Below are 22,129 nucleotides of genomic sequence, written 5' to 3' on the forward strand. Positions count from 1 at the left end.
CGGCTACAGCTCCGCATAATGGGGCGGCACCGGCGGCAGGGTGAAACGGGCGACGCCGCCGCAGAGCAGCAGCAGCGCGATGGTCAGTCCCGCCCCGCGCCGCCTGCGCAGGGGCGAACGGCCCAGGATCAGCCAGCCGATCGCCGTCGCCAGCATGGGCCAGAGATGATAGCGCAGATCCGACGATATGCTGATGACCGCGAAGCTGGCCTCCTGAAACAGGGCGGAGGCGAAGAGGGCAAGCGCCAAATCCCTGGCACTATTTCCGGCGCTATCCTTGGTCCTTCCGGATGCCAGGGCAAGGCTGGCCCACAGGCCCCAAAGAGCGGCTGCGGTCCACAGGATCGGCCAGGCCAGCGGCGTTTCCGTCAGCCATGCCGCCAGACGCTGCCATGCCGCGACCAGAGGGCTTTGAGGGTTGGCGAGGCCAAGGTCATTGGGTTCGGCCCGAGCCGGCGGCGCGGCGAGCGGCCAGTGGAGGGGAACCAGCCAGCGCTCGGTCGAATTGAGATGGGCGGCGCGATGGGCAAGATAGGCGATCGGATGGCGCGCCGCCGCCATGGCGAGCTGGAGATAGAGCGGGCCGATCGGCGCCTTTTCCATATGCCCGATGGCGGACTGGCAGGCGGGGGTGGCGCTCAGCGAGTCCCAGAACAGCGGACGGACGCAATCATCTTGTCTCAGCGCCTCGATCGCCGCCGTGGAGAGGCCGCTGTCTGCTCCGTCCCCTGCCCGCACGGCAATGCCCGCCAGGTCGTACATCGGCTGGGTGCGGCGGACGCCGCTGTCCTCCGCGTCGAACAGACCGTGGTTGATTGGCTGGGAGAGGAGCAGGATGGCCGGGATGGCGGCGATCATCAGGGCAAAGCGGGCAGCGCCGGATTGCGGCCGGGCAAGCAGCAGCATCGCCAGCGGAACGGTCGAGAAGACCGCATTGGCGCGAACCAGCGTTGCGTAGATCAGGCAGAGGATGATGACGATCAGGGCCGGCGCCGGGATGGGCTGGTGGCGCAGGCGGAAATGGCCGACAAGGCCGGTAGCGAGGGCCAGTGCGCCGATCATCTGGCTGTCCTTGATCACGACGGCGATCCATCCGCTGAGGAACGGCGTCGCGCCGACGGCAAGCAGGACGATGGCCCTCCGGCCGCCGACAGCCTGGGCCAGCAGGCCAAGGCCGATCCAGTAGCCGCTCAGTTGCAGCGCGAACATGGGCGCTGTGCCATGCTGAGCGAAGGGCAGGATCGACCAGAGCCGGGCCATGACCGGCGGATGCCAATCGTCATAGCTTCCGCTCAAAAATTGTTGATATTGAACGACTGTGTCGTAGCTCGCAATGCCCGGCCAGAAGAGAAGCAAAGAGCAGATCAGGAGAATGGCAGCGACGGTGAGTGGCCATGGCCTGGAGGTAATGGCGGCACCGGAAGAGTCGGCATTGATCTGCATGGTTCCCCCTTCAAGGCCTTGATAGCTGCCTGCAATTGCGGTCACTGTCGAGAGGGGGGAGCGGTGAGATCGGATGGGAAGCCGTCATTCCTGCGTTGATCTTTGGCCGTCATATCCAACAAAAAAGCCGCCCGGTGAGGGGCGGCTTCTCTGTTCAGGCCGAAGCTGAAACTCAGGCTTCTTCAGCCGGGGCTTCTTCGGCTTCCACGGCGATTTCGCCGGGTTCCGCGTTCGGATCATAATCTTCGGTGAAGCCGCTCTCGTCCTTTTCGAACAGATCGGCCATCACGTCCACGCCCTGCGACTGCAGTTCGGCTTCTTCCGGCGAGCGGGCGACGTTCACCGTGATGGTGACCGCGACTTCGGGATGCAGCGCAACCTTGACGTCGAACACGCCCAGGGTCTTGATCGGGCGTTCCAGCACGACCATCGCCTTGGTGACGTTGGTGACGCCATCAGCGTGCAGCGCTTCGACGACGTCGCGAACGGCGACCGAACCATAGAGGTGGCCGGCGTTGGACGACTGGCGGATCAGGACGATCTGCTTGCCGTTGACGCCTTCGGCAGCCTTTTCAGCGTCCGTGCGGCGGGCGGCGTTGTCGGCTTCGATCTTCGCGCGGTTGGCTTCGAAGACCTTCTTGTTGGCGTTGTTGGAGCGCAGCGCCTTCTTGTTGGGCAGCAGATAGTTACGCGCGTAACCGTCCTTCACGGTGACGACGTCACCGATGGCGCCCAGCTTCTCGATCCGTTCGAGGAGAATGATTTCCATGAGTCTTACTCCCTCACTTCACGATGTAGGGCAGCAGGCCCAGATGACGGGCGCGCTTGATGGCCTGGGCCAGCTCGCGCTGCTTCTTGGCGGACACCGCGGTGATGCGGCTGGGGACGATCTTGCCGCGCTCGGACACGAAGCCCTGCAGCAGACGGACGTCCTTATAATCGATCTTCGGCGCATCCTTGGCGGCGAAGGGGCAGCTCTTGCGGCGGCGGAAAAACGGGCGTGCCATTGGTCAGATCTCCTTATTCGCCGGCGGCGGCTTCTTCGCGCTCACGGCGCGGGCCACGGTCGCCACGATCTTCGCGGGGGCCACGATCGCCACGGTCACCGCGGGGGCCGCGATCACCACGCTCGGAGCGTTCCTGCTTGCGCATCATGACCGACGGGCCACCTTCCAGCTCATCGACCTTGATGGTCATGTAGCGGATGATGTCTTCGTTGATCTGGGTCTGGCGCTCCAGCTCGGCCACGACGCCGGCAGGGGCATCGATGTTGAGCATGACATAGTGCGCCTTGCGGTTCTTGGCGATCTTGTACGCGAGGCTGCGCAGACCCCAGGTTTCCACCTTGGTCACCTTGCCAGCATTTTCCTCGACGATCTTGGTGGCGGTTTCCGCCAGAGCGTCCACCTGCGCTTGTGCCAGATCCTGGCGCGCAAGGAACACATGCTCATAAAGAGCCATGGGTATTGCCTCATCTGTTGGCCGATCGCTGACGCCCACCCCATGTGGAACGCCCCTCCGGCTGTCGTCTCAAGCATTGATCCGCGCAGCCGCGAGTCACCCCGTGGCCGTGCGAAGCGGCGCCTATGACGGAAATGCGGATGAAAGGCAAGGGAGACTTGGCGTCCTGCCGCGGGTTGCATAGAGGTTGATGCAAGAGACGCAAAGGGGAGAGTGGGATGGCGGTCGGGATCGCGGCCTTGTCGCTGATATTGCTGATGATTGCGGCCTATCGGGGGATGAGCGTCATCGTGATGGCGCCGCTGCTGGCGATGCTGGCGGTGTTTCTGACCGATCCTTCCGCCGTGCCTGCGGTGTTTTCGGGGCTTTTCATGGAGAAGGTGGGGAGTTTTCTGAAGCTCTATTTCCCGGTGTTTTTGCTTGGGGCGCTGTTCGGGAAGCTGATCGAGATTTCGGGCTTTTCGCGCTCGATTGTCTCGGCGGTGATCGGGCTGGTGGGCGCGCAAAGGGCGATCCCGGCGATCATGCTGGTGACGGCGCTGCTGACCTATGGCGGGGTTTCCGTCTTTGTGGCGGTATTTGCGGTTTATCCCTTCGCCGCAGAGATGTTCCAGCAGGGGGATATTCCCAAGCGATTGGTGCCCGCGACCATTGGCCTCGGCGCGATCACCTTCACCATGGATGCGATGCCGGGGACGCCGCAGATCCAGAATATCATTCCGACCAGCTTCTTCGGCACGACGGCCTGGGCAGCGCCGTCGCTGGGGCTGATCGGATCGGCCTGCATCATGGGGATGGGGCTGGCCTATCTCGGCTGGCGGCGGCGGGCGATGAAGGCAGCGGGAGAGGGCTATGGCGCGCCGGAAACCCTGGTGAACGAGCCGGAAGCGGTGGATGGGGGCGAGAAGGTTGCGCATCCTTTGATCGCATTGCTGCCGCTGTTGGTGGTGGGGCTGGGAAATCTGGCTTTGACCATCATGATCCCGCGCATGGTGTCGGGGGAGGAGGTCAGCGTGTCGCTGATCGGCCTTGCCGAGCCGGTGGTGGTGAAGGTGGCGCAGGTGGCGGCGCTCTGGGCCGTGGAGGGCGCGTTGTTGCTGGGGATCGGGACGATCCTGCTCTTCGCCTTTGCGCGGGTGGCGCGGCGCTTTGCCGATGGGTCGAGGGCGGCCGTGGGCGGGGCGTTGCTCGCGGGGATGAATACGGCAGTGGAATATGGGTTCGGAGCGGTGATCGCGGCGCTGCCGGGCTTTCTGGTGGTGAAGGAGGCGCTGAAGGCCGTGCCCAATCCGCTGGTCAATGAGGCGATTACCGTGACCTCGCTCGCCGGGATTACGGGATCGGCTTCGGGCGGGCTGTCGATCGCGCTGGCGGCGATGGCCGAGCAGTTCGCAGCGGCGGGCGATGCTGCGGGCATCCCGCGCGAGGTGCTGCATCGGGTGGCGTCCATGGCGAGCGGCGGGATGGACAGCCTGCCGCATAATGGCGCGATCATCACGTTGTTGGCGGTGACGGGGCTGACCCATAGGCAGGCCTATAAGGATATTTTTGCGCTGACGTTGATCAAGACGTTCACCGTTTTCCTGGTGATCGCAGTCTATTATCTGACGGGACTGGCATAGAAGACGCCCCGGAATTGCCTCCGGGGCGTCAGCTGCTTTGATCCGGTTTTAACGGATGGCGCCGGTGATGACCGAGGCGATGATGCCGCTGGCAAGGGCGACCAGCACTGCGTCATTGCCTGAACTGACCCAGTGATAGCCGCGCGGCGGAGCCTTCAGGCGGTAGCCGCGATAATTGTCGATCACGCGATAGTTGTTCGCATAGCGGCGGTCGAAACGCTGGCCCTTGGCCCAGCGGCGGTGATTGTCGCGGCGGTCGTCCTTGCGAATGACGGTCGTCCGGGTGACGGTGCGGCCATGGGAGCCTTGCTTCACGGTCTGATGGACTTCGCGGTGCGGCGCGGCCTGAGCTTCCGCAGCGACCATCGGGCTCGCCATCATGGTGGTGGCGGTGAGAGCCATCAGCAACTTCTTGAACATCATCATGCTCCTTCTTTCTATGTCTTGCCGCCGTTCCCGGCGTCGCAAACAGAGATAGGACGCATTTGTCGCAGGACTGTGCCGGATCGCGGCAAAGCTGTCGCGAAGTGTAATCCCTATTCGTGACGCAGCGCGTCGATGGGGAGCAGGTTTACGCGCATATGTGCTTGTGCTGAACGGAGGTTGGCGAGACCGGCTTCATCGATCGGCGCGGGCCGAGAGCGCCAGTGCCGTTCCAGCGATCCATGCAATGCGATATCGCACCTTTTCCTTATACTCCGTCATCGTTAAAGGCGGTCCTCCGATGAGGACTGCCGAAATGGGCCGGGGGCTCAACGGCATTTGTGTCTCAAAGGTGTAACGGCTTTGAAAAATTGCGCTTTTGCTGGGCGCGCATGTCAGAAGGTGGATGATGAGGGCATTTCTTTTTCCGGGGCAGGGCAGCCAGTCGGTCGGCATGGGCAAGGCGCTGGCCGAAGCGAGCCCGGCGGCGAAGGAGCTGTTTCAGGAGGTCGATGACGCCCTGAAACAGCATTTGTTCCGCATCATGGTGGAGGGGCCGGAAAGCGACCTGACGCTGACGGAAAATGCGCAGCCCGCGATCATGGCCAATGCGCTGGCGACGCTGCGAGTGATGCAGAAGGAAGGCGGCTTTTCGCTGGCCGAGAAGGGCGATTTCGTCGCCGGGCATTCGCTGGGCGAATATAGCGCCCTCTGTGCGGCGGAGGCTTTCGACATCGGCACAACGGCGAAGCTGCTCAAGCTGCGCGGACGGGCGATGCAGGCTGCCGTGCCGGTGGGCGAAGGCGCGATGGCGGCTCTGCTGGGCGCGGATATCGAGAAGGCTTTGAGGCTGGCCGAGGCGGCTGCCCAGGGCGAGGTCTGCACCGTCGCCAACGACAATGACCCGACCCAGGTGGTGATTTCCGGCCATCGCGGCGCGATCGAGCGGGCGGTGGCGCTGGTCAAGGATCATGGCATCAAGCGGGGCGTGCTGCTGCCGGTGTCGGCTCCCTTCCACTGTCCGCTGATGCAGCCCGCCGCCGAGGCGATGGAGGAGGCTTTGGGCAAGGCGGCGATCAACACGCCGCTGCTGCCGGTCTATGCCAATGTGCTGGCAAGCGCGATCGCCGATCCCGAAGAAATCAAGCTGCGGCTGGTGGAGCAGGTGACGGGCCGGGTGCGCTGGCGCGAATCCGTCGCGGCCATGTGGGACGCGGGCGTGACCGAGTTCGTCGAGCTGGGCGGCAAGGTGCTGGGGCCGATGGTCAAGCGGATCGCGCCCGACGCGACCGTGCGCAGCATCGTGACGATGGATGATATCGAGGCCGCCCTGGGGGCGATGTGAGCGGCGCTCCTGTTCTGACCAGCCGTGACGGGGCCGTGTTGACGGTCACGCTCAACATGCCGGACCGGCGCAATCCGATCTCCGATCCGGCGATGGTCGATGCTCTGTGCGCCGTGTTCGAGGAGGCTGAGCGCGACCTGTCGGTGCATGTGGCTATCCTGACCGGGTCTGGAAGCGCCTTTTCTTCCGGCGGGGATTTGAACGCGATGCGGCCCGATGCGGGTGGTTTGCGGGCAGGTTTGCCTGCGCAGACGCGGCGCAACTATCGGGCGGGAATCCAGCGTCTGCCGCTGCTGTTTCAGGGGATCGAACTGCCGGTGATCGCGGCGGTCAACGGGCCTGCCATCGGCGCGGGCTGCGATCTGACGCTGATGTGCGATGTCAGGATTGCGGCACAATCGGCTAAATTTGCTGAATCTTTTGTGAAGCTGGGGATTGTTTCCGGCGACGGCGGGGCTTGGTTGCTGCCGCGGATCGTGGGTTTTTCCAAGGCGACCGAACTGGCGCTGACCGGCGAGACGATCGATGCGGCGGAGGCGCTGCGGATCGGGCTGGTGGGGCAGGTGGTGCCGGACGCCGACCTTCTGACCGCAGCGCGCAAGTTGGCGGACAAGATCGCCGCCAATCCGCCGCATGCGACGCGGATGACCAAGCGGCTGTTGCGCGCGGCGCAGACGGCGGAATTGAACCAGATCATGGAAATGGCGGGCGCGATGCAGGCGCTGGCCCATGCGACGGCGGATCATGATGAGGCGATCGACGCCTTTTTCGAGCGCCGGACGCCGAATTTCAAGGGAGACTGACATGTTCGATCTGACAGGCATGACCGCGCTGGTGACGGGCGCTTCGGGGGGCATCGGTTCCGCCATCGCAAAAGCCCTCGCCGCGCAGGGTGCCACGCTCGCCCTTTCGGGGAGCAATGAGGAGAAGCTCAAGGCCTTTGCGGCGGAACTGGGCGGGAATCACAAGATTCTGGTCTGCAACCTCAGCGATCCGGCGGCGGTGGACGCGCTGGTGCCGCAGGCGGTCGAAGCGCTGGGCGGCAAGCTCGACATTCTGGTCAACAATGCCGGCATCACCCGCGATAACCTGATCCTGCGCATGAAGGATGAGGAATGGTCGAACGTGATCTCCGTCAATCTGGAGGCGGCGTTCCGGCTGGCCCGCGCTGCTGCGAAGCCGATGATGAAGGCGCGCTTCGGGCGGATCATCTCCATCACTTCGGTCGTGGGCGTCACCGGCAATCCCGGCCAGGCCAATTATGCCGCGTCCAAGGCGGGCATTATCGGCATGTCGAAATCGCTGGGCCAGGAACTGGCGAGCCGCGGAATCACGGTGAACTGCGTTGCGCCGGGCTTCATTCGTTCGGCCATGACCGACGCGTTGAATGACGCGCAGAAGGGCGCGATCCTGACCAGGATTCCGGCGGGTGATCTGGGCGCGGGCGAGGATATCGGCGCGGCGGTCGTGTATCTTGCGAGCAAGGAAGCGGGCTATGTGACCGGCCAGACGCTGCACGTAAATGGCGGCATGGCGATGATCTGAACCGGTCGGGCGCGACGGGTTATTCCCTTGCGCCCGAAAAATTTTGGGCATTTGCAAAGCGGCCGCCTTGTGCCATCGGGGCGAATGAGTCGAATGCAGGCGGGGGCGTGCTTCCCGATTGCCTCTTGCCTCTTGCCTCTTATGGGGCTTGCCTCTAGGGCATGCCTTAACAAATATTCAGAACCATCAACGATACCCAGTAAGAAGGACCACTCATGAGTGAGACCGCGGATCGCGTAAAGAAAATCGTCGTCGAGCATCTGGGCGTCGAAGCCGAAAAGGTGACCGAGGATGCGAGCTTCATTGACGATCTGGGCGCTGACAGCCTGGACATCGTTGAGCTGGTGATGGCGTTCGAGGAAGAATTCGGCGTCGAAATCCCTGACGATGCGGCGGAGAAGATCGCCACCGTCAAGGACGCCATCGATTATATCGACAGCAAGCAGTAAGAGCGTCGGGCGGCCTGCCTTTTTGGGGTTTGGCCGCCGCGTTTGAAGGAATTGGCTCCTCCTGTCCGGCAAAAACCGGGTCTTGGGGAGCCTTTTCGTATCTGGTTCCCGTTCATGTTTTGGCTGTTCACAGGGGCACTTCGAATGGCTAGATGGACGGCGTTGAGCCAAAGAGAATTTTTCGGAGCAAGCATATGCGTCGTGTTGTCGTAACCGGCCTTGGCATGGTCAGCCCGCTCGGCGGGGATGTGGAAACGACCTGGAAGAACATCATCGCGTCCAAATCCGGCGCGGCGACGATCGCGCGCTTTGACGCCAGTGAATATAAGTGCCGCATCGCCTGCGAAGTGAAGCCGGCGGATCATGAATATGGCTATGATGCCGGGCTGGATGTCGATCACAAGATCCAGCGGCAGGTCGACCCGTTCATCGTCTACGGCATTTCCGCCGCCAGCCAGGCGCTGCGCGACGCGGGCCTCGACAATATGAGCGAGGAGGAGCGTCTGCGCGCCGGTTGCTCGATCGGTTCGGGCATTGGCGGCTTGCCGGGCATCGAGAGCGAATCGCTGGTGCTGGCGAACAAGGGGCCGGGCCGCGTGTCGCCGCACTTCGTCCATGGGCGGCTGATCAACCTGATCTCGGGTCAGGTCTCGATCAAATATGGGCTGATGGGGCCGAACCATGCGGTCGTGACGGCTTGCTCGACGGGCGCACATTCCATCGGGGACGCCGCGCGGATGATTGCGATGGACGATGCCGACGTGATGCTGGCCGGCGGTGCGGAAAGCGCGATCTGTCCGATCGGCATTGCCGGTTTCGCGCAGGCTCGGGCGCTGTCGACGGCTTTCAACGACGCGCCGGAAAAGGCTTCGAGGCCCTATGACGTCAACCGTGACGGCTTCGTCATGGGCGAAGGCGCGGGTGTGGTTGTGCTGGAAGAATATGAGCGGGCCAAGGCGCGTGGTGCCAAGATCTATGCCGAAGTCATCGGCTACGGTCTGTCGGGCGACGCCTATCACGTCACTGCTCCCCATCCGGAGGGCAATGGCGGCTATCGCTCGATGCAGATGGCGCTCAAGAAGTCGGGGCTTTCGCTGGCGGATATCGACTATGTGAACGCGCATGGCACCTCGACCCCGCTGGGCGACGAGCTGGAACTGGGCGCGGTGAAGCGGCTGTTCGGTGAACATCTGTCGACCATGTCGATGAGTTCGACCAAGTCGGCCATCGGCCACTTGCTGGGCGGCGCGGGCGCGGTGGAGAGCATCTTCTGCATCCTGGCGATGCGCGACCAGATCGTGCCGCCGACGCTGAACCTCGATGAGCCGAGCGAAAGCTGCAAGGGCGTGGACCTGGTTCCGCACGTCGCCAAGGAGCGCAAGGTGCGCGCGGTGCTGAACAACTCGTTCGGCTTCGGTGGCACCAACGCTTCGCTGATCATGAAGGCGGTCTGAGACACGACGCATGCGGCGGCTTGGCTCTGGCATATTGCTGATCGGCCTGGCCGTCGCGGCTTTCGTTGCATTCCGCTTCGTCTATGGATGGACAGAGGCGGGACCGGCGACGAGGGATATAGAGATCGTGGTGCCCGAAGGCGCGACGATTGCGGATGCGGCGGTACTGCTCAAGCAGAAGGGCGCGGTGCGCTCCGCCGACGCTTTCCTGACCCGCGCCAAGGTTTTCGGGCGCGGCAAGTCGATCAAGGCGGGCGAGTTCCTGATCCCCAAGGGCGCCAGCAACAGCGATATCTTCGGCATTCTCCAGGGCGGCAAGACGCTGACCCGGCTCGTGGCCATACCGGAGGGGATGCCCTCGATCCTGGTCTATGAGCGGTTGAAGGCGAATGAGGAGTTGACCGGCGATATCCCGGTGCCGGCGGAGGGAAGCGTGCTGCCCGACAGCTATGCCTTCGACAAGGGCGAGAGCCGGGCGGCGGTGCTGGGGCGCATGCAGGGCGCCATGGACAAGGCGCTCACGAAGCTGTGGGCGGAGCGGGCGCCCAATAGCGTCGCCAAGACGCCCAAGCAGGCCATCATATTGGCCAGCATCGTCGAGAAAGAAACCGGCGTGCCGTCCGAGCGGCCGATGGTGGCGGGGGTCTATGGCAACAGGCTGAAGGTCGGCATGATGCTGCAGGCGGACCCGACGATCATCTACCCGATCACCAAGGGCAAGCCGCTGGGACGCAGGATCAAGAAGTCGGAGATCGCGGCTGTCAACGATTATAATACCTATGCGATGACCGGGCTGCCCAAGGGGCCGATCGCCAATCCCGGGCGGTTGTCGATATTGGCGGTCTTGCATCCCGCGGAGACGAAGGCGCTCTACTTCGTCGCGGATGGCAAGGGCGGGCATATCTTTGCCGATACGCTGCAAGAACATAATGAGAATGTGCGGAAATGGTTTGAAATCCGGCGGGCTCGGGGAGAGCTTTAGCCTGCACAGGTCTATAGGTTGTTTGGGTGGAAGGTGGACGTCATTTCCGTCAAACGTCCGCTTCTGGTCATTAGCAGGCGAAGTTTTCCTTTTCTTCCGTAAAGCAGCGATTGCCAAACGCCACTTACCCGCCTATCCAGCCATCAGCATCAAGAGTTGGGGCGACGCCCAACGCCAACCTGCCGATCCGGGCAAGGTGGCACTCCGTAAAGGAGGATGTGGCCGATCCGGCAACCAAGCGGACCCAAGCCACATCGTTAAGCGTCGCTCCGAAGCAAGGAATGACGTGACGTGCCGATCAAGATAGCCGACGATCTTCCCGCCCGCCGCACGCTGGAGGCCGAAGGCGTCGTTGTCATGCGCGAGGCCGATGCGGTGCGGCAGGACATCCGGCCTCTTCGGATCGCCTTGCTCAACCTCATGCCCAACAAGATCAGCACGGAAACCCAGCTCGCCCGGCTGCTGGGGGCGACGCCGCTGCAGGTGGAACTGACGCTGGTGCGGATCAGCGACCATGTTTCGCGCAACACCTCCGCCGATCATATGGCGTCCTTCTATCGCCCATGGAGCGATGTACGGGATGAACGGTTCGACGGCTTCATCATCACCGGCGCGCCGGTGGAAACGCTGCCGTTCGAAGAGGTCAGCTATTGGGATGAATTGCGTGCCATTTTCGACTGGACGCAGACCCATGTGCATCGTTCCTTGAGCATCTGCTGGGCGGCGCAGGCAGCGCTGCATCATTTCCACGGCGTGGAAAAGCATGCGCTGGAGCGCAAGGCCTTCGGCGTGTTCCGGCATCACAATCATCTGCCGTCGTCGCCCTGGATGCGTGGCTTTTCCGACGATTTCTGCGTGCCGGTGTCCCGCTGGTCGGAAGTGCGGCAGGAGGATATCCCCGACGGGCGCGGCTTGCAGATTCTGGCCGATAGCGCGGAATCGGGCCTTTGTTTGATCGGTGATCCGGGGCGCGGCTTCCTGCATATGTTCAACCATCTGGAATATGACAGGCTGACGCTGGCCGACGAATATGCGCGTGACGGGGCAAGGCAGTTGCCGGCCCATTATTTTCCTGGCGATGACCCGGCGCAGGCTCCGCTAAATCACTGGCGCAGCCATGCGCATCTGCTGTTCGGCAACTGGATCAACGAAATCTACCAGACCGCGCCCTTCGATCTGGGGGTGGTCGGACAGCAGCCGGCGCTGACCGCGGCTTAGCGGAGGATGCTCTTTGCAATCAGGCTGCGGGCATAGCGCCATTGGAAGATAGCGATGATCAGGATCACAACAGGGAAGATCGCCGCCGTAATGTCCTTCACCGCCAGTAGGTCGGTATGGATGAAGCTGTAGCCGAACTGCACGATCACCGCGACGATCGAGAGCAGGAACAAGGGCGCAGCGGCGGCCTTGCGGAGCAGCAGCAGGGTCGCGCCCAGCGTGCCTGCGCCGACAGCGACCGCATAGGTAGCCCAGGCCCAGACCGGCATGGCGGCGAAGATATTTGCCGTATAAGGATCGGTCTTCGCCAATTGGCCGAGGTCGGCGGTATATTGTATGATGAAGGCGGCGACCCCCATCAGGTTCCAGAGCAGCAATATGATCCCGATGGCCCGAAAGGATCGCGGTGCGGTCATGACTTTCCCCCTCTGTCGGCGGCCTGCCTACCGAGGCCGTGGGGGGATCATAGGGCTGGCGGGATTTTGCGAAAGGATATGCCGGGTTTTGGCAAATGAGGCTTTGGCGGCGCCGATCGTCGTGACGGCTTTGATGGGCGCGGCGGATTTCGGCTGGGCGGAAGGCTTGCGCCGCGCGCATTTTCCGGCCGAACGCAATCTGGTGCCGGCGCATATCACGCTGTTCCATCATCTACCCCCCTCCGCTCTGGGGGAAGTGGCGCGGCGTTTGAAGCGGCTCTGCGCAGGTCCGCCGCCCGGTGCGAGGCTGACCGAGGTGATGCTGCTGGGGCGGGGTGTCGCCTATCGGGTGGAAAGCCCGGACCTGATGGCGATGCGCCATGAACTGGGGGAAGCTTTTGCCGGATTGCTGGTGCCGCAGGATCAGGGGCGGCCGCGTCTCCACATCACGGTGCAGAACAAGGTCGAACCGGCGGAGGCAAAGAAACTGGCGACGGCGTTACGACGCGATTTCCGCCCGAGGCCGCTCGCGATCGCTGGCCTTGCGGCTTGGCATTATCGCGGCGGGCCTTGGGAATTGGCGGTGAAGGCCAGCTTTCGGGGCTGACCTTCATCTCGATCAGGCGAGGCCGACTTCCTTGAGCGGAACCGAGGCGTCCGCCAACTGCGCCTGATCCAGCACCGCGCCGGAAATGACATGGGCGCGGCCCTGCACATAATCCTTGACCGCATTGACGCAGTCGAGCGCGATCAGCTTGCCCCCCTTGAGATAGAGGACGGAGAAGCTGCGGGTCGCCGGATCGCCGCGCAGGATCGCCTGATCATGCCCGGTCGAAAGCCCCACGGTCTGGAGCTTCAGATCATATTGGTTCGACCAGAACCAGGGAACCGCATGATAGGCTTCTTCCTTGCCCATGATGTGGTTGACCGCCGTTTTCGCCTGGTCATTGGCGTTCTGCACCGACTCAAGCCGGATCTGCGCGCCCCGGGCGAAGCTGTTGGCATGGGCGGCGCAATCGCCCACCGCATAGATGTCGGGCAGGCTGGTGCGGCAATATTCGTCCACGTCCACGCCATTGCCGCCCGCCGCGCCCGCCGCGATCAACGGGCCGGTTTCGGGGATGATGCCGATGCCGACGATCACCATGTCGGTCTCGATCCGCTCGCCATCTTCCATCAGCACGGCAGTCGCCTGGCCATCGGTGACTTCGATGCAGTCCATCCGCGCGCCGGTGCGGAGATCAACGCCATGGGCGCGATGCTCGGCCTCGTAGAAGCGTGACAGTTCCTCGCCCGCCACGCGTGCCAGCACGCGGTCGAGCGCTTCGAGCAGCACGACCTTCTTGCCGAATTTCGACAGGACCGCCGCCGCCTCCAGGCCGATATAGCCGCCGCCGATCACGGTCACATGGCTGATCTGGTCGAGCTTCGCCATCATGGCGTCGACATCGTCGCGGCGGCGCACGGCATGGACGTTAGGCGCGTCGGCACCGGCGCAGCTCAGCATGCGTGGGGAACCGCCAGTGCACCAGATCAGCTTGCCATAGCTGATTTCCCGGTCGCCCGCGGTCACGAACTTGCCCACGGGATCGACGGCCTTCACCCGCAGGCCGAGCAGCATGTCGATCTTGCGCTCTTCCCAGAAGCTCGCGGGGCGGATCAGGATGCGATCGAAGCTCTTGTCGCCCGCGAAATATTCCTTGGACAGCGGCGGACGCTCATAAGGTGGATCCTTTTCATCGCCCACCATCGCGATCGAGCCCTCGAAACCAAGCTGGCGCAGCGAAATGCCCGCCTGTGCCCCGGCATGTCCCGCACCCACGATCAGAACGTCATAATAGCTCATCGACGCGCTATCCCCTCATTTTCCTGTTGCCGCGTGCTTGGCGCGCTTTCGCGAGGCTGGCAAGCGGATTGTCGTCCGATACTGTTATCATTGGGGCGGCGGCCGGGCGCGACCCGGCCGCCGGAGGCTTATCCGATTGCCCCGCCGATCATGCGAGCGAGGCGTGCGGAAAAGGCGCGCGGGTCGGTCGGAAGCTCGCCGTCCGCGATCCGGGCCTCATCCAGCAGCAGTTTCGCCGCGTCCTCGCGCAGGTCGCTGTCTTCGGCCAGCGTACCGAGCTTTGCGATCAACGCATGGCGCGGATTGATCTCCAGCACGGGCTTGGCCGCATTGTCGAGTCGTCCGGCGCCCGCCAGCAGCTTTTCGAGCTGGCGGTCCATCGTATTGTCGGGCGCGACCAGGCAGACAGCGCTTTCCGTCAGACGTTCCGATGCCCGGACGTCGGAGACTTCCTCGCCCAGTACCGTCTTCACATAGGCGATGAAGCCGTCGACCTCTGCCGATGCCTGCGTCGCGGGCGCTTCGCCGTCGGCCAGCGGGATCAGGCTGAGGTCGGCCAGACCCTGTGTCACCGACTTGAACGGCTTGCCCTGATAATCGACCCCGGCGGTGACCCAGAAGCTGTCGACCTGATCGGTGAGCAGCAGCACCTCGATCCCGCGCGCGCGGAAACCCTCAAGCTGGGGCGAGGAGGCGAGGCGGTCGAGATCGGTGCCGGTGGCGTAGTAGATCGCGGTCTGATTGTCCTTGATCGCCCCGACATAATCCTTGAGCGAGCGCCAATCCTCTCCGCCAGCGGTGGATTTGAAGCGGGCGAGGCCAAGCAGCGTCTCGCGCCGTGCGAAGTCCTCGAACAGGCCTTCCTTCAGGACCGCGCCGAAATTCTCCCAGAAGCTGCGATAGGCTTCCGCGTCCTTGTCCGCCAGCTTGTCCAGTTCGGACAGGATGCGGTTGGCCACGCCCTTCTGGATGGCGGCGAGCACCGGGCTTTCCTGGATCATCTCGCGGGAGACGTTGAGCGGCAGGTCGTTGCTGTCGACCAGCCCGCGCACGAAGCGCAGATAGCGCGGCAATATCTGCGCCTCATCGGTGATGAAGACGCGGCGGACATAGAGCTTCATCCGGCCTGCGCGATCCGGGTCGAACAGGTCGAAGGGGCGCATGGAGGGCAGGAAGGCGAGGACCGAATATTCGTGCAGCCCCTCGGCGCGGTAGTGGAGCGTCAGGGCGGGTTCATCGAACTGACCGGCGGCGCTGCGGTAGAAGTCGGTATATTCCTCCGCCGTGATGTCCGATTTCGGACGGGTCCAGAGCGCCGCGCCGTCCGCGATCTGCTTTTCCTCGGCGTTCGGCTTTTCCTTGAGGAAGATGGGGACGGGGACATGGCCGGATTGCGCGGTGATGATGCGCTGGGTGGTGAAATGCTCGGTATAATTGGCGGCGTCTTCCTTCAGATGGAGGACAATGCGGGTGCCACGAGCAGGAGCCTGCGCCAGCTCGACAAGCTGGATGGTGTAGCTGCCCATGCCGTCCGACGCCCAATGCGCGGCGGTGTCGGCACCGGCGCGGCGAGAGAAGACGTCGACACTGTCCGCGACCATGAAGGCGGAATAAAAGCCGACGCCGAATTGGCCAATGAGTTGCGCGCCTTCACCTTCCTTGGCTGCCGTGACGCGCTCCATGAAGGCGCGGGTGCCGGACCGTGCAATGGTGCCCAGCGCTTCGGCCAGTTCGACCTCGCTCATGCCGATGCCATTATCCTCGACGATGAGCTGGCGCGCTTCGGGGTCGAGCGTGACGGTGATGCGGGGTTGGCCGTCGTCGCCTGCGATCGCGGGATCACTCAGCAGTTCGTAGCGCAGCTTTTCGCAGGCGTCGGCCGCGTTCGAGATCAACTCGCGCAGGAAGACGTCCTTGTCCGAATAGACCGAGTGCACCATCATGTGCAGCAGCCGGGCGACATCGGCCTCGAAGGAACGGGTTTCGGGTGCGGTGCCGGTCGTGATGGTCATGGCGGTATCGAAATCTCTCCCTAATGGAATCCGGCCAGTGGAATCCGAACCGTCAGATGGCGGGAGCCGGGGCGGCTTTCAAGCCCTGATCCCCGTCTTCGTCTGCGGTATGCGGGCGGAGGAACGGTCGCCACCCCTTCATAAACATTGTAAGCTTTGCGCCGAAATGTGCCGCGAATGCGCGAATGGCTGCCGAAACGCGGCGCTGGCTGTGCATGAGGGGCCAACCGGTCGGAAAGGCAGTGCCATGACCGATTATCAGCAGTTGCGTGACAGGATGGTCGATCGCCAGATCGCCCGGCGCGGCATTCGCGATCCCCGCCTTCTCGCGGCCATGCGGGCCGTTCCGCGCGAACGCTTCGTGCGTGAAGGGCTGGAAGACTATGCCTATGAGGATTCCGCCCTGCCGATCGAAGAGGAGCAGAGCATTTCCCAACCCTATATCGTCGCCGCCATGCTGGAGGCGGCGGAGATCGGGCCGCAATCCCGCGTGCTGGAGGTCGGTGCGGGATCGGGCTATGCGGCTGCGCTGCTGGGCCAGCTTGCGGGCCGGGTCTTCGCGATCGAGCGGCATGAGGCGCTGGGCAGGCTGGCGGAAAGGCGGATGGCGGCGCTTGGCTATGCCAATGTCGAGATTCGCATAGGCGACGGCACGCGAGGATTGCCCGAGGAGGCGCCCTTCGACGCCATCCTGGTCGCCGCCGCCGCGCCCGTCGTGCCGCAGGCGCTGCGCCAGCAGTTGAAGATCGGGGGACATCTGATCATCCCGGTCGGCGCTTCCGGCGGGCAGAGGCTGTGCAAGGTGACGCGGGAAGGCGAGGACCGTTATGTCGAGCATGATCTGGGCGCGGTCATGTTCGTGCCGCTGATCGGTGAACAGGGCTGGCGGGAGGAGGAATAGCGCCTAGAGCCTGATCTTGCCCGCATCGGCGTCGATGGGGTCAGGCGATGAAGACATAGGCCGCGCCAAGGGCTGCGCATGCCCCCAGCACTGGCAGCACGCCGACCTTGAACCGGAACACCGCGATCATCGCGCCGATCGACAGCAGCAGGGCAGGAATATTGACGCTGGACAGCACTGGCAGGTCTACCCCCGCGATCCGCTGGACCTGCCCGAACAGGGTGTGGATGGCGAACCAGATGGCGAGATTGAGGATCACGCCGACGACGGCTGCGGTGATCGCTGTCAGCGCCGCCGAAAGCGCCGGATTGCCGCGCAGCCGCTCGATGAAGGGCGCGCCCGCGAAAATCCAGAGGAAGCAGGGGACGAACGTGACCCAGGTGGTAAGGATCGCGCCCAGGGTCGCGGCGATCAGCGGATGCAGCACCCCGGAATCACGGAAGGCGGCCAGGAATCCCACGAACTGCGTCACCATGATCAGCGGCCCCGGCGTCGTTTCCGCCATACCCAGGCCGTCGAGCATTTCGCCTGGCTTGAGCCAACCGAATGTGCCGACCGCCTCCTGCGCGACATAGGCCAGCACCGCATAGGCGCCGCCGAAGGTGACGACCGCCATCTGGCTGAAGAAGCTGGCGATATGGGTGAACACATTATCCGGTCCCAGGGTCAGGAACAGCGCCAGCACCGGCCCCAGCCAGAGGATCAGAAACACTGCCGAGATGCGCAACGACCAGCCCGGATGAGGGCGGGCATGGTCGGGCAATTGCTCGCCCAATGCGGTGTCGCGGTCATGGACGACATCGCCGCTCGCCGGGCCATGACCGCCGCCGCCCTGGAACGCCGCGATGCCGCTACGCCCGCCGATGAAGCCGCCCAGGCCCGCCGCCAGGATAATCAACGGGAAGGGCGCGCCAAGGAAGAAGATCGCCACGAAGGCTGCGGCGGCGATCCCGCGCATGACGTTGTTCTTCAGCGCCCGCGATCCGACCCGGACCACCGCCTGCATCACGATCGCCAGCACCGCCGCCTTCAGGCCGAAGAACAGTCCTTCGATGATCTGCACATGGCCCAGCAGGACATAGATATAGCTAAGGCCCAATATGGCGAGGAAGCCGGGCAGCACGAACAATATGCCCGCGATCAGCCCGCCCTTGGTCTTGTGCAGCAGCCAGCCGATATAGATGGCGAGTTGCTGCGCCTCCGGTCCCGGCAGCAGCATGCAATAGTTGAGCGCGTGGAGGAAACGTTCCTCACCGATCCAGCGCTTTTCCTCGACCAGCAGCCGGTGCATCACGGCGATCTGCCCCGCCGGGCCCCCGAAACTGAGCGCCGCGATCCGCGCCCAGACGCGCGTCGCTTCGCCCAGTGAAATGCCGTGATCGCCGTTGGACGGGGAGGCCGCAGGAGTGGTGGAAGATAGGCTGGCCGTCATCGGTCCGTCTTTCTGTTGCTGAAAAAGGCGTGAAACTGGTTCAGGGCGTCGCTCGCCATGGCGATGCGCTGGTTGTCGTCGTCGGTGGAGGCGCAGACGCCCGACAATATGGCGCTCAGGCCCGGCGTTTCGGGCCGCGCGAACTTGCCGTCGCCAATGTCGAGATCATGGATGATCTCCCCGATCGCGACCAGTGCGGGGTCGTCTTGCAGCCTCGCCCGCAGCAGCAATGTTTCGAAACTGCACCGATCGCCTTCATGGGTGAATTCGGCATCGGCCATGTCGAAGCGCAGTTCGCCCTCCGCCGGATCATGATAGCGGCTGTCGACGAATGTGAAGCGGGCGTCGGGATCGATGAAGCGGCGGATCAGCCAGGCGCAGGCGATGCGATCGACATGGACGCCGCTGCGCGTCACCCAGATCCGGTTCGTCAGATCATTCGCGCCGATCCCGTCCACAGGATCGGTGCGGCTGACGTCTGGATGCTGGTAACGCTGGCGGTCCAGTTCCGCGAGCGCGGCCTCCGCCTCCTGCCGTCCATGCGCGCCGAAGAAATCGAGCCGGCCGATGTCCTCAAGCCGCTTTTGCAACCGGGCGATGTCCGGTCCGCTGGCGGGGCCGGTTTCCAGCAGGCGGCGGGCGGCCAGCGCGATCTCGTCATAATCGGCATTGCGGGCGGTATCGAACAGGGCGCGGACGTCGCCGTCCGACTGGCCCGCCAGCAGATGCGCCTCGATCAATATCGCCTCGCCGCCATTGGTGGTGATCTCCGCCATGAGGTCACGGAAGGCCGCTGCTCCCTCTGCCGAATGGGGCAGGACGTGGACGGCGTTCTTCAGCGGCACCGCGCCGATGGCCTGCAGGCGCCGCCAGATCTTGACCCGCAAATAAGGTGGCTTCGCAGGAAGCTGGTGAAGCAAGGCAAGCCAGGGGGTGGCGTTCGACATGATGCATATGTATCAAGAATAAGGATTCGAAGAAATAGGAATATCAATGAAGCGGGCTTTCCCCTTTGCAATGATCGGCGCGACGGCGCTCTCTGGAGCCGCGCCTGCATCGGCACAGAATGACGGTCTTGCCCTCAGCGGCAGCGTGCGGTTGCGCTTTGAAGAGATTGAGGGGCAGCCACGCGCCGGGTTCGATCGCGACGACAGCCTGTTCAACGTCCGCACCCAGATTCTGGCTGAATATCGGTCGGGCGCGTTCAGGGTGGGAGCGGAACTGTTCGACAGCCGGGCCTATGGCGCTGATCCCGGCACGCCGATCTCGACCAATGAGGTCAATGCGATGGAACTGGTCCAGGCCTATGTCGCTGGCGACATAGCCGAGCCGCTGGGCAAAGGCAGCAAGCTCAGCCTGATGGCGGGGCGGTTTATGCTCAACCTTGGTTCACGCCGCCTCGTCGCGGCCGACGATTATCGCAACACGACCAACGGCTATACAGGCTTGCGCGCCGATCTGACCGCGCCGCAGGGGGTGAAGGCGGTTTTCATCTACACCCTGCCGCAGCAGCGGCGTCCGGACGACTCCGATGGCGTCCGTAACAAGCGGGTGAGGATCGATCATGAAGGCTTCGATCTGGTGCTGTGGGGCGGCATCGTCAGCAAGGCCAGGGCGATCGGTCCGGCCATGGCGGAACTGTCCTATTTCCATCTGGGGGAACGCGACGAACCGGGACGGCCGACGCGGGACCGTTCGCTCGATACCTTTGGCGGGCGGATCATCCGCGAACCGGAAACCGGCCGGTTCGACTATGAGGTCGAGGCTTTTTATCAAACCGGCCAGATCAGCGCATCGCTCGCGCCGTCGGCGGCACGGCAATCCGTCGGCGCGAGCTTTCTGCACGCCGATGCGGGATATAGTTTCGCAGGCTCCTGGAAACCGCGTCTCTCGGTCGAATTCGACCGGGCGAGCGGAGACAAAAGGGGAGGGCGCTATGGCCGGTTCGACACGCTGTTCGGCATGCGCCGGGCGGATTTGGCTCCCGCCGGCCTGTATAATGCCGTGGCGCGGACGAATATCATGACGCCGGGCATCAGACTGGAGGCGACACCGGATAAAAGGTGGGATTGGTTTGCGGCCTATCGCGCCCTGTGGCTGGCATCACGGACGGACGCCTTCTCGACGACCGGCGTGAGGGACGCCGCCGGGCGGTCGGGCCGTTTTGCCGGCCATCAGATGGAGGCGCGGCTGCGCTATTGGGTGGTTCCTTCGCGTCTGCGCTTCGAGTTCGACGGGCTGCTGCTCGCCAAGAGCCGGTTTCTGCGGGACGCGCCCAATGCGCCTGCAGGAAAATGGACGCGCTATACTTCGTTCAATTTGACCGCGAGCTTTTAGATTGCAGTCCAGCCCGCAAGGCTGATGGCAGCCGCCACCAGAGCGGCGAACAGCGGCATGGCGGCCCTGATGCCGCCGTGGCCCCAGCCGATGACCACAGTCATGACCGCCTTGGCGAGCGTGTTGGCGAGGACCGCGCTTCCTAAAATCAACCCGGCGGTGCGATTGTCGAGCAGGCCGGGCGGCAGGCCCGCCATGGTCATGACCGCCGCGTCGACGTCCGATATGCCGGTCAGCGTCAGGACGACCGCCATGCCCTGCTGCCCGAAATGCTCCAGCGCCCATCGCGCGGCGAGCGACAGTCCCGCCACGATGGCGGCCAGCATAAGCGCCGGTCCGAAGCCGAGCGGATTGGCGATCCCCATGCCGTCGCTTCCTTCGCCATGCCGCCGCCAGGCGATCAGGGCGAAGATAACGCCAACGAGTGTCGCGGGCGCCATCGTTAGCGCCAGTGTAGGGACGGCGCGGGGAATGAGGACGAGCGCCACCAACTGGACCCGCACGAACATGACGATAGAGGCCACCGCGATGCCAGCCGACAATAAGGTTCGCGCCGCCGGTTCATCGCGCAGCCGCCGCGCATAATCGGCTGTCACCGCGGTGGAGGAAACGATGGCGCCGGTCAGCGCCACCAGCAAAATCCCTCGCTCACGCCCGAAGCGTCGCGAAATGGCATAGCCCGCAAAGGACAGGCCCATCACGAACACGACCACCATCCAGATCTTTCGCGGATTCCAGGCGTCATAGGGACCGTAGGCTGCATCCGGCAGCAATGGCAGGATGATGAGGGCGACCAGCAGGAAGCGGGAGACGCTCTCTATCTCGCTCTCGTCCATGCCCCTCAGCATGGCGTGCATCGATTGCCGGGAGCTCAATATCGCAAAGGTCGCCGCGCCCATGGCCAGGCCAAGCGCGGGCGAGAGTCGCGTGGCGCAGAAACTCGCCCCGAAGGTTAAAAGGCCCGCGAGCGTGGTCGTCGCGGACAGATGGTCCGGATCGGCGCTGCGGGAATAGCCGACGGCCAGAATGACCGCGACTCCCGCGCCGAGGGTGGCCGCGACCATATCTGGCGCCAATCCTCCCATCCCTCCCAGCAGGCCGATCAGGCCGAAGGTTCGAAAACCGGCGACCCTGTGGCCTTTGCCCAGATCCCGCTGGGTCCAGCCGCGCTCAATCCCCACGAGCAGTCCGATCGCGATGGAGGCGATCATGGACAGATAGGGCTGGCCGATGTCGGGCATGC

At 63.8% G+C, this 22,129-nt stretch carries 22 protein-coding genes, 1 pseudogene and 1 riboswitch; of the genes and pseudogenes, 12 read left to right on the forward strand and 11 right to left on the reverse strand.

Annotated elements, in window-relative coordinates; genetic code table 11:
• Positions 1 to 3: 3 nt before the first annotated feature.
• The 4 genes from HHL26_RS14300 to rpsF all read right to left on the reverse strand — a co-directional run bounded on the left by HHL26_RS14300 (position 4) and on the right by rpsF (position 2,904).
• Positions 4 to 1,443 (reverse strand): hypothetical protein, encoded by a 1,440-nt coding sequence (locus tag HHL26_RS14300; protein WP_066556015.1) that lies wholly within the window; start codon positions 1,441 to 1,443, stop codon positions 4 to 6.
• Between the two features lie 172 nt (positions 1,444 to 1,615).
• Complete coding sequence (gene rplI / locus HHL26_RS14305; RefSeq protein ID WP_066556016.1) at positions 1,616 to 2,212, reverse strand: 50S ribosomal protein L9; 597 nt, start codon at positions 2,210 to 2,212, stop codon at positions 1,616 to 1,618.
• A gap of 13 nt (positions 2,213 to 2,225) precedes the next feature.
• On the reverse strand, positions 2,226 to 2,450 hold the full coding sequence (gene rpsR / locus HHL26_RS14310) for a 30S ribosomal protein S18 (RefSeq protein WP_004212076.1): 225 nt from the start codon (positions 2,448 to 2,450) through the stop codon (positions 2,226 to 2,228).
• 13 nt (positions 2,451 to 2,463) lie between these two features.
• A complete protein-coding gene (gene rpsF, locus HHL26_RS14315; RefSeq protein WP_066556017.1) occupies positions 2,464 to 2,904 on the reverse strand; it encodes a 30S ribosomal protein S6 in 441 nt (146 codons plus the stop codon).
• A 218-nt stretch (positions 2,905 to 3,122) separates the two neighbouring features.
• Here rpsF and HHL26_RS14320 point away from each other — a divergent pair, with 218 nt between their 5' ends.
• Positions 3,123 to 4,526, forward strand: coding sequence for a GntP family permease (locus HHL26_RS14320; protein ID WP_066556018.1), 1,404 nt, complete (start codon positions 3,123 to 3,125; stop codon positions 4,524 to 4,526).
• A 48-nt stretch (positions 4,527 to 4,574) separates the two neighbouring features.
• On the opposite strand, the gene HHL26_RS14325 is transcribed toward HHL26_RS14320, so the two are convergent.
• Positions 4,575 to 4,946 carry an RcnB family protein gene (locus HHL26_RS14325; RefSeq protein WP_066556021.1) on the reverse strand — a complete coding sequence of 124 codons (372 nt, stop codon included), beginning with the start codon at positions 4,944 to 4,946 and terminating at the stop codon, positions 4,575 to 4,577.
• 412 nt (positions 4,947 to 5,358) lie between these two features.
• Here HHL26_RS14325 and fabD point away from each other — a divergent pair, with 412 nt between their 5' ends.
• The 7 genes from fabD (at position 5,359) to metA (ending at position 11,942) form a co-directional block, all read left to right on the forward strand.
• Positions 5,359 to 6,294, forward strand: a complete 936-nt coding sequence (fabD, locus tag HHL26_RS14330; RefSeq protein ID WP_066561564.1) for an ACP S-malonyltransferase — start codon at positions 5,359 to 5,361, stop codon at positions 6,292 to 6,294.
• Positions 6,291 to 7,097, forward strand: a complete 807-nt coding sequence (locus HHL26_RS14335; RefSeq protein WP_066556023.1) for a crotonase/enoyl-CoA hydratase family protein — start codon at positions 6,291 to 6,293, stop codon at positions 7,095 to 7,097. The genes fabD and HHL26_RS14335 overlap by 4 nt, the downstream gene beginning before the upstream one ends.
• Before the next feature lies 1 nt (position 7,098).
• On the forward strand, positions 7,099 to 7,839 hold the full coding sequence (gene fabG / locus HHL26_RS14340) for a 3-oxoacyl-[acyl-carrier-protein] reductase (RefSeq protein WP_066556025.1): 741 nt from the start codon (positions 7,099 to 7,101) through the stop codon (positions 7,837 to 7,839).
• 215 nt (positions 7,840 to 8,054) lie between these two features.
• Complete coding sequence (locus HHL26_RS14345; protein WP_007689016.1) at positions 8,055 to 8,288, forward strand: acyl carrier protein; 234 nt, start codon at positions 8,055 to 8,057, stop codon at positions 8,286 to 8,288.
• A 194-nt stretch (positions 8,289 to 8,482) separates the two neighbouring features.
• On the forward strand, positions 8,483 to 9,742 hold the full coding sequence (gene fabF, locus HHL26_RS14350) for a beta-ketoacyl-ACP synthase II (protein ID WP_066556027.1): 1,260 nt from the start codon (positions 8,483 to 8,485) through the stop codon (positions 9,740 to 9,742).
• 10 nt (positions 9,743 to 9,752) lie between these two features.
• The gene (mltG, locus tag HHL26_RS14355; protein WP_066556029.1) at positions 9,753 to 10,724 is read left to right on the forward strand and encodes an endolytic transglycosylase MltG; all 972 of its coding nucleotides are present in this window, start codon (positions 9,753 to 9,755) and stop codon (positions 10,722 to 10,724) included.
• A 141-nt stretch (positions 10,725 to 10,865) separates the two neighbouring features.
• A riboswitch (SAM-I-IV-variant riboswitch) is annotated at positions 10,866 to 10,972 on the forward strand.
• Positions 10,973 to 11,015: 43 nt separating this feature from the next.
• Positions 11,016 to 11,942 carry a homoserine O-succinyltransferase gene (metA, locus tag HHL26_RS14360; protein ID WP_066556031.1) on the forward strand — a complete coding sequence of 309 codons (927 nt, stop codon included), beginning with the start codon at positions 11,016 to 11,018 and terminating at the stop codon, positions 11,940 to 11,942.
• Here the strand turns inward: metA and HHL26_RS14365 are convergent.
• Positions 11,939 to 12,358, reverse strand: a complete 420-nt coding sequence (locus HHL26_RS14365; RefSeq protein ID WP_066556033.1) for a sugar transporter — start codon at positions 12,356 to 12,358, stop codon at positions 11,939 to 11,941. The genes metA and HHL26_RS14365 overlap by 4 nt on opposite strands.
• 103 nt (positions 12,359 to 12,461) lie before the next feature.
• Here HHL26_RS14365 and HHL26_RS14370 point away from each other — a divergent pair, with 103 nt between their 5' ends.
• Positions 12,462 to 12,965, forward strand: coding sequence for a 2'-5' RNA ligase family protein (locus HHL26_RS14370; protein ID WP_237230046.1), 504 nt, complete (start codon positions 12,462 to 12,464; stop codon positions 12,963 to 12,965).
• Between the two features lie 12 nt (positions 12,966 to 12,977).
• On the opposite strand, the gene HHL26_RS14375 is transcribed toward HHL26_RS14370, so the two are convergent.
• Complete coding sequence (locus HHL26_RS14375; RefSeq protein WP_066556034.1) at positions 12,978 to 14,204, reverse strand: FAD/NAD(P)-binding oxidoreductase; 1,227 nt, start codon at positions 14,202 to 14,204, stop codon at positions 12,978 to 12,980.
• A gap of 128 nt (positions 14,205 to 14,332) precedes the next feature.
• Positions 14,333 to 16,216 carry a molecular chaperone HtpG gene (htpG, locus tag HHL26_RS14380; protein ID WP_066556036.1) on the reverse strand — a complete coding sequence of 628 codons (1,884 nt, stop codon included), beginning with the start codon at positions 16,214 to 16,216 and terminating at the stop codon, positions 14,333 to 14,335.
• A 109-nt stretch (positions 16,217 to 16,325) separates the two neighbouring features.
• On the opposite strand from htpG, the pseudogene HHL26_RS24265 reads away from it, so the two are divergent.
• Both HHL26_RS24265 and HHL26_RS14390 read left to right on the forward strand, forming a co-directional pair.
• A pseudogene (locus tag HHL26_RS24265) lies at positions 16,326 to 16,411 on the forward strand (four-helix bundle copper-binding protein); the annotation flags it as partial.
• 52 nt (positions 16,412 to 16,463) lie between these two features.
• Positions 16,464 to 17,117, forward strand: coding sequence for a protein-L-isoaspartate(D-aspartate) O-methyltransferase (locus tag HHL26_RS14390; protein WP_169576147.1), 654 nt, complete (start codon positions 16,464 to 16,466; stop codon positions 17,115 to 17,117).
• Positions 17,118 to 17,157: 40 nt separating this feature from the next.
• Here the strand turns inward: HHL26_RS14390 and chrA are convergent, their stop codons facing one another.
• Both chrA and HHL26_RS14400 read right to left on the reverse strand, forming a co-directional pair.
• A complete protein-coding gene (gene chrA / locus HHL26_RS14395) occupies positions 17,158 to 18,549 on the reverse strand; it encodes a chromate efflux transporter (RefSeq protein ID WP_066556041.1) in 1,392 nt (463 codons plus the stop codon).
• Positions 18,546 to 19,496: a chromate resistance protein ChrB domain-containing protein gene (locus HHL26_RS14400; RefSeq protein WP_066556044.1), complete on the reverse strand. Its 951-nt coding sequence runs from the start codon at positions 19,494 to 19,496 to the stop codon at positions 18,546 to 18,548. Before HHL26_RS14400 ends, chrA begins: the two co-directional genes overlap by 4 nt.
• A gap of 46 nt (positions 19,497 to 19,542) precedes the next feature.
• Here HHL26_RS14400 and HHL26_RS14405 point away from each other — a divergent pair, with 46 nt between their 5' ends.
• Entirely contained in the window at positions 19,543 to 20,886 is a 1,344-nt protein-coding gene (locus tag HHL26_RS14405) for an alginate export family protein (protein WP_066556045.1), read from the forward strand.
• Here the strand turns inward: HHL26_RS14405 and HHL26_RS14410 are convergent.
• On the reverse strand, positions 20,883 to 22,127 hold the full coding sequence (locus HHL26_RS14410; RefSeq protein ID WP_066556047.1) for a DUF4010 domain-containing protein: 1,245 nt from the start codon (positions 22,125 to 22,127) through the stop codon (positions 20,883 to 20,885). The two genes, HHL26_RS14405 and HHL26_RS14410, sit on opposite strands and share 4 nt — an antisense overlap.
• Positions 22,128 to 22,129: the final 2 nt, after the last annotated feature.

This window comes from Sphingobium sp. TB-6, assembly GCF_012927365.1.
In the GTDB taxonomy this organism is placed as follows: Bacteria; Pseudomonadota; Alphaproteobacteria; order Sphingomonadales; family Sphingomonadaceae; genus Sphingobium.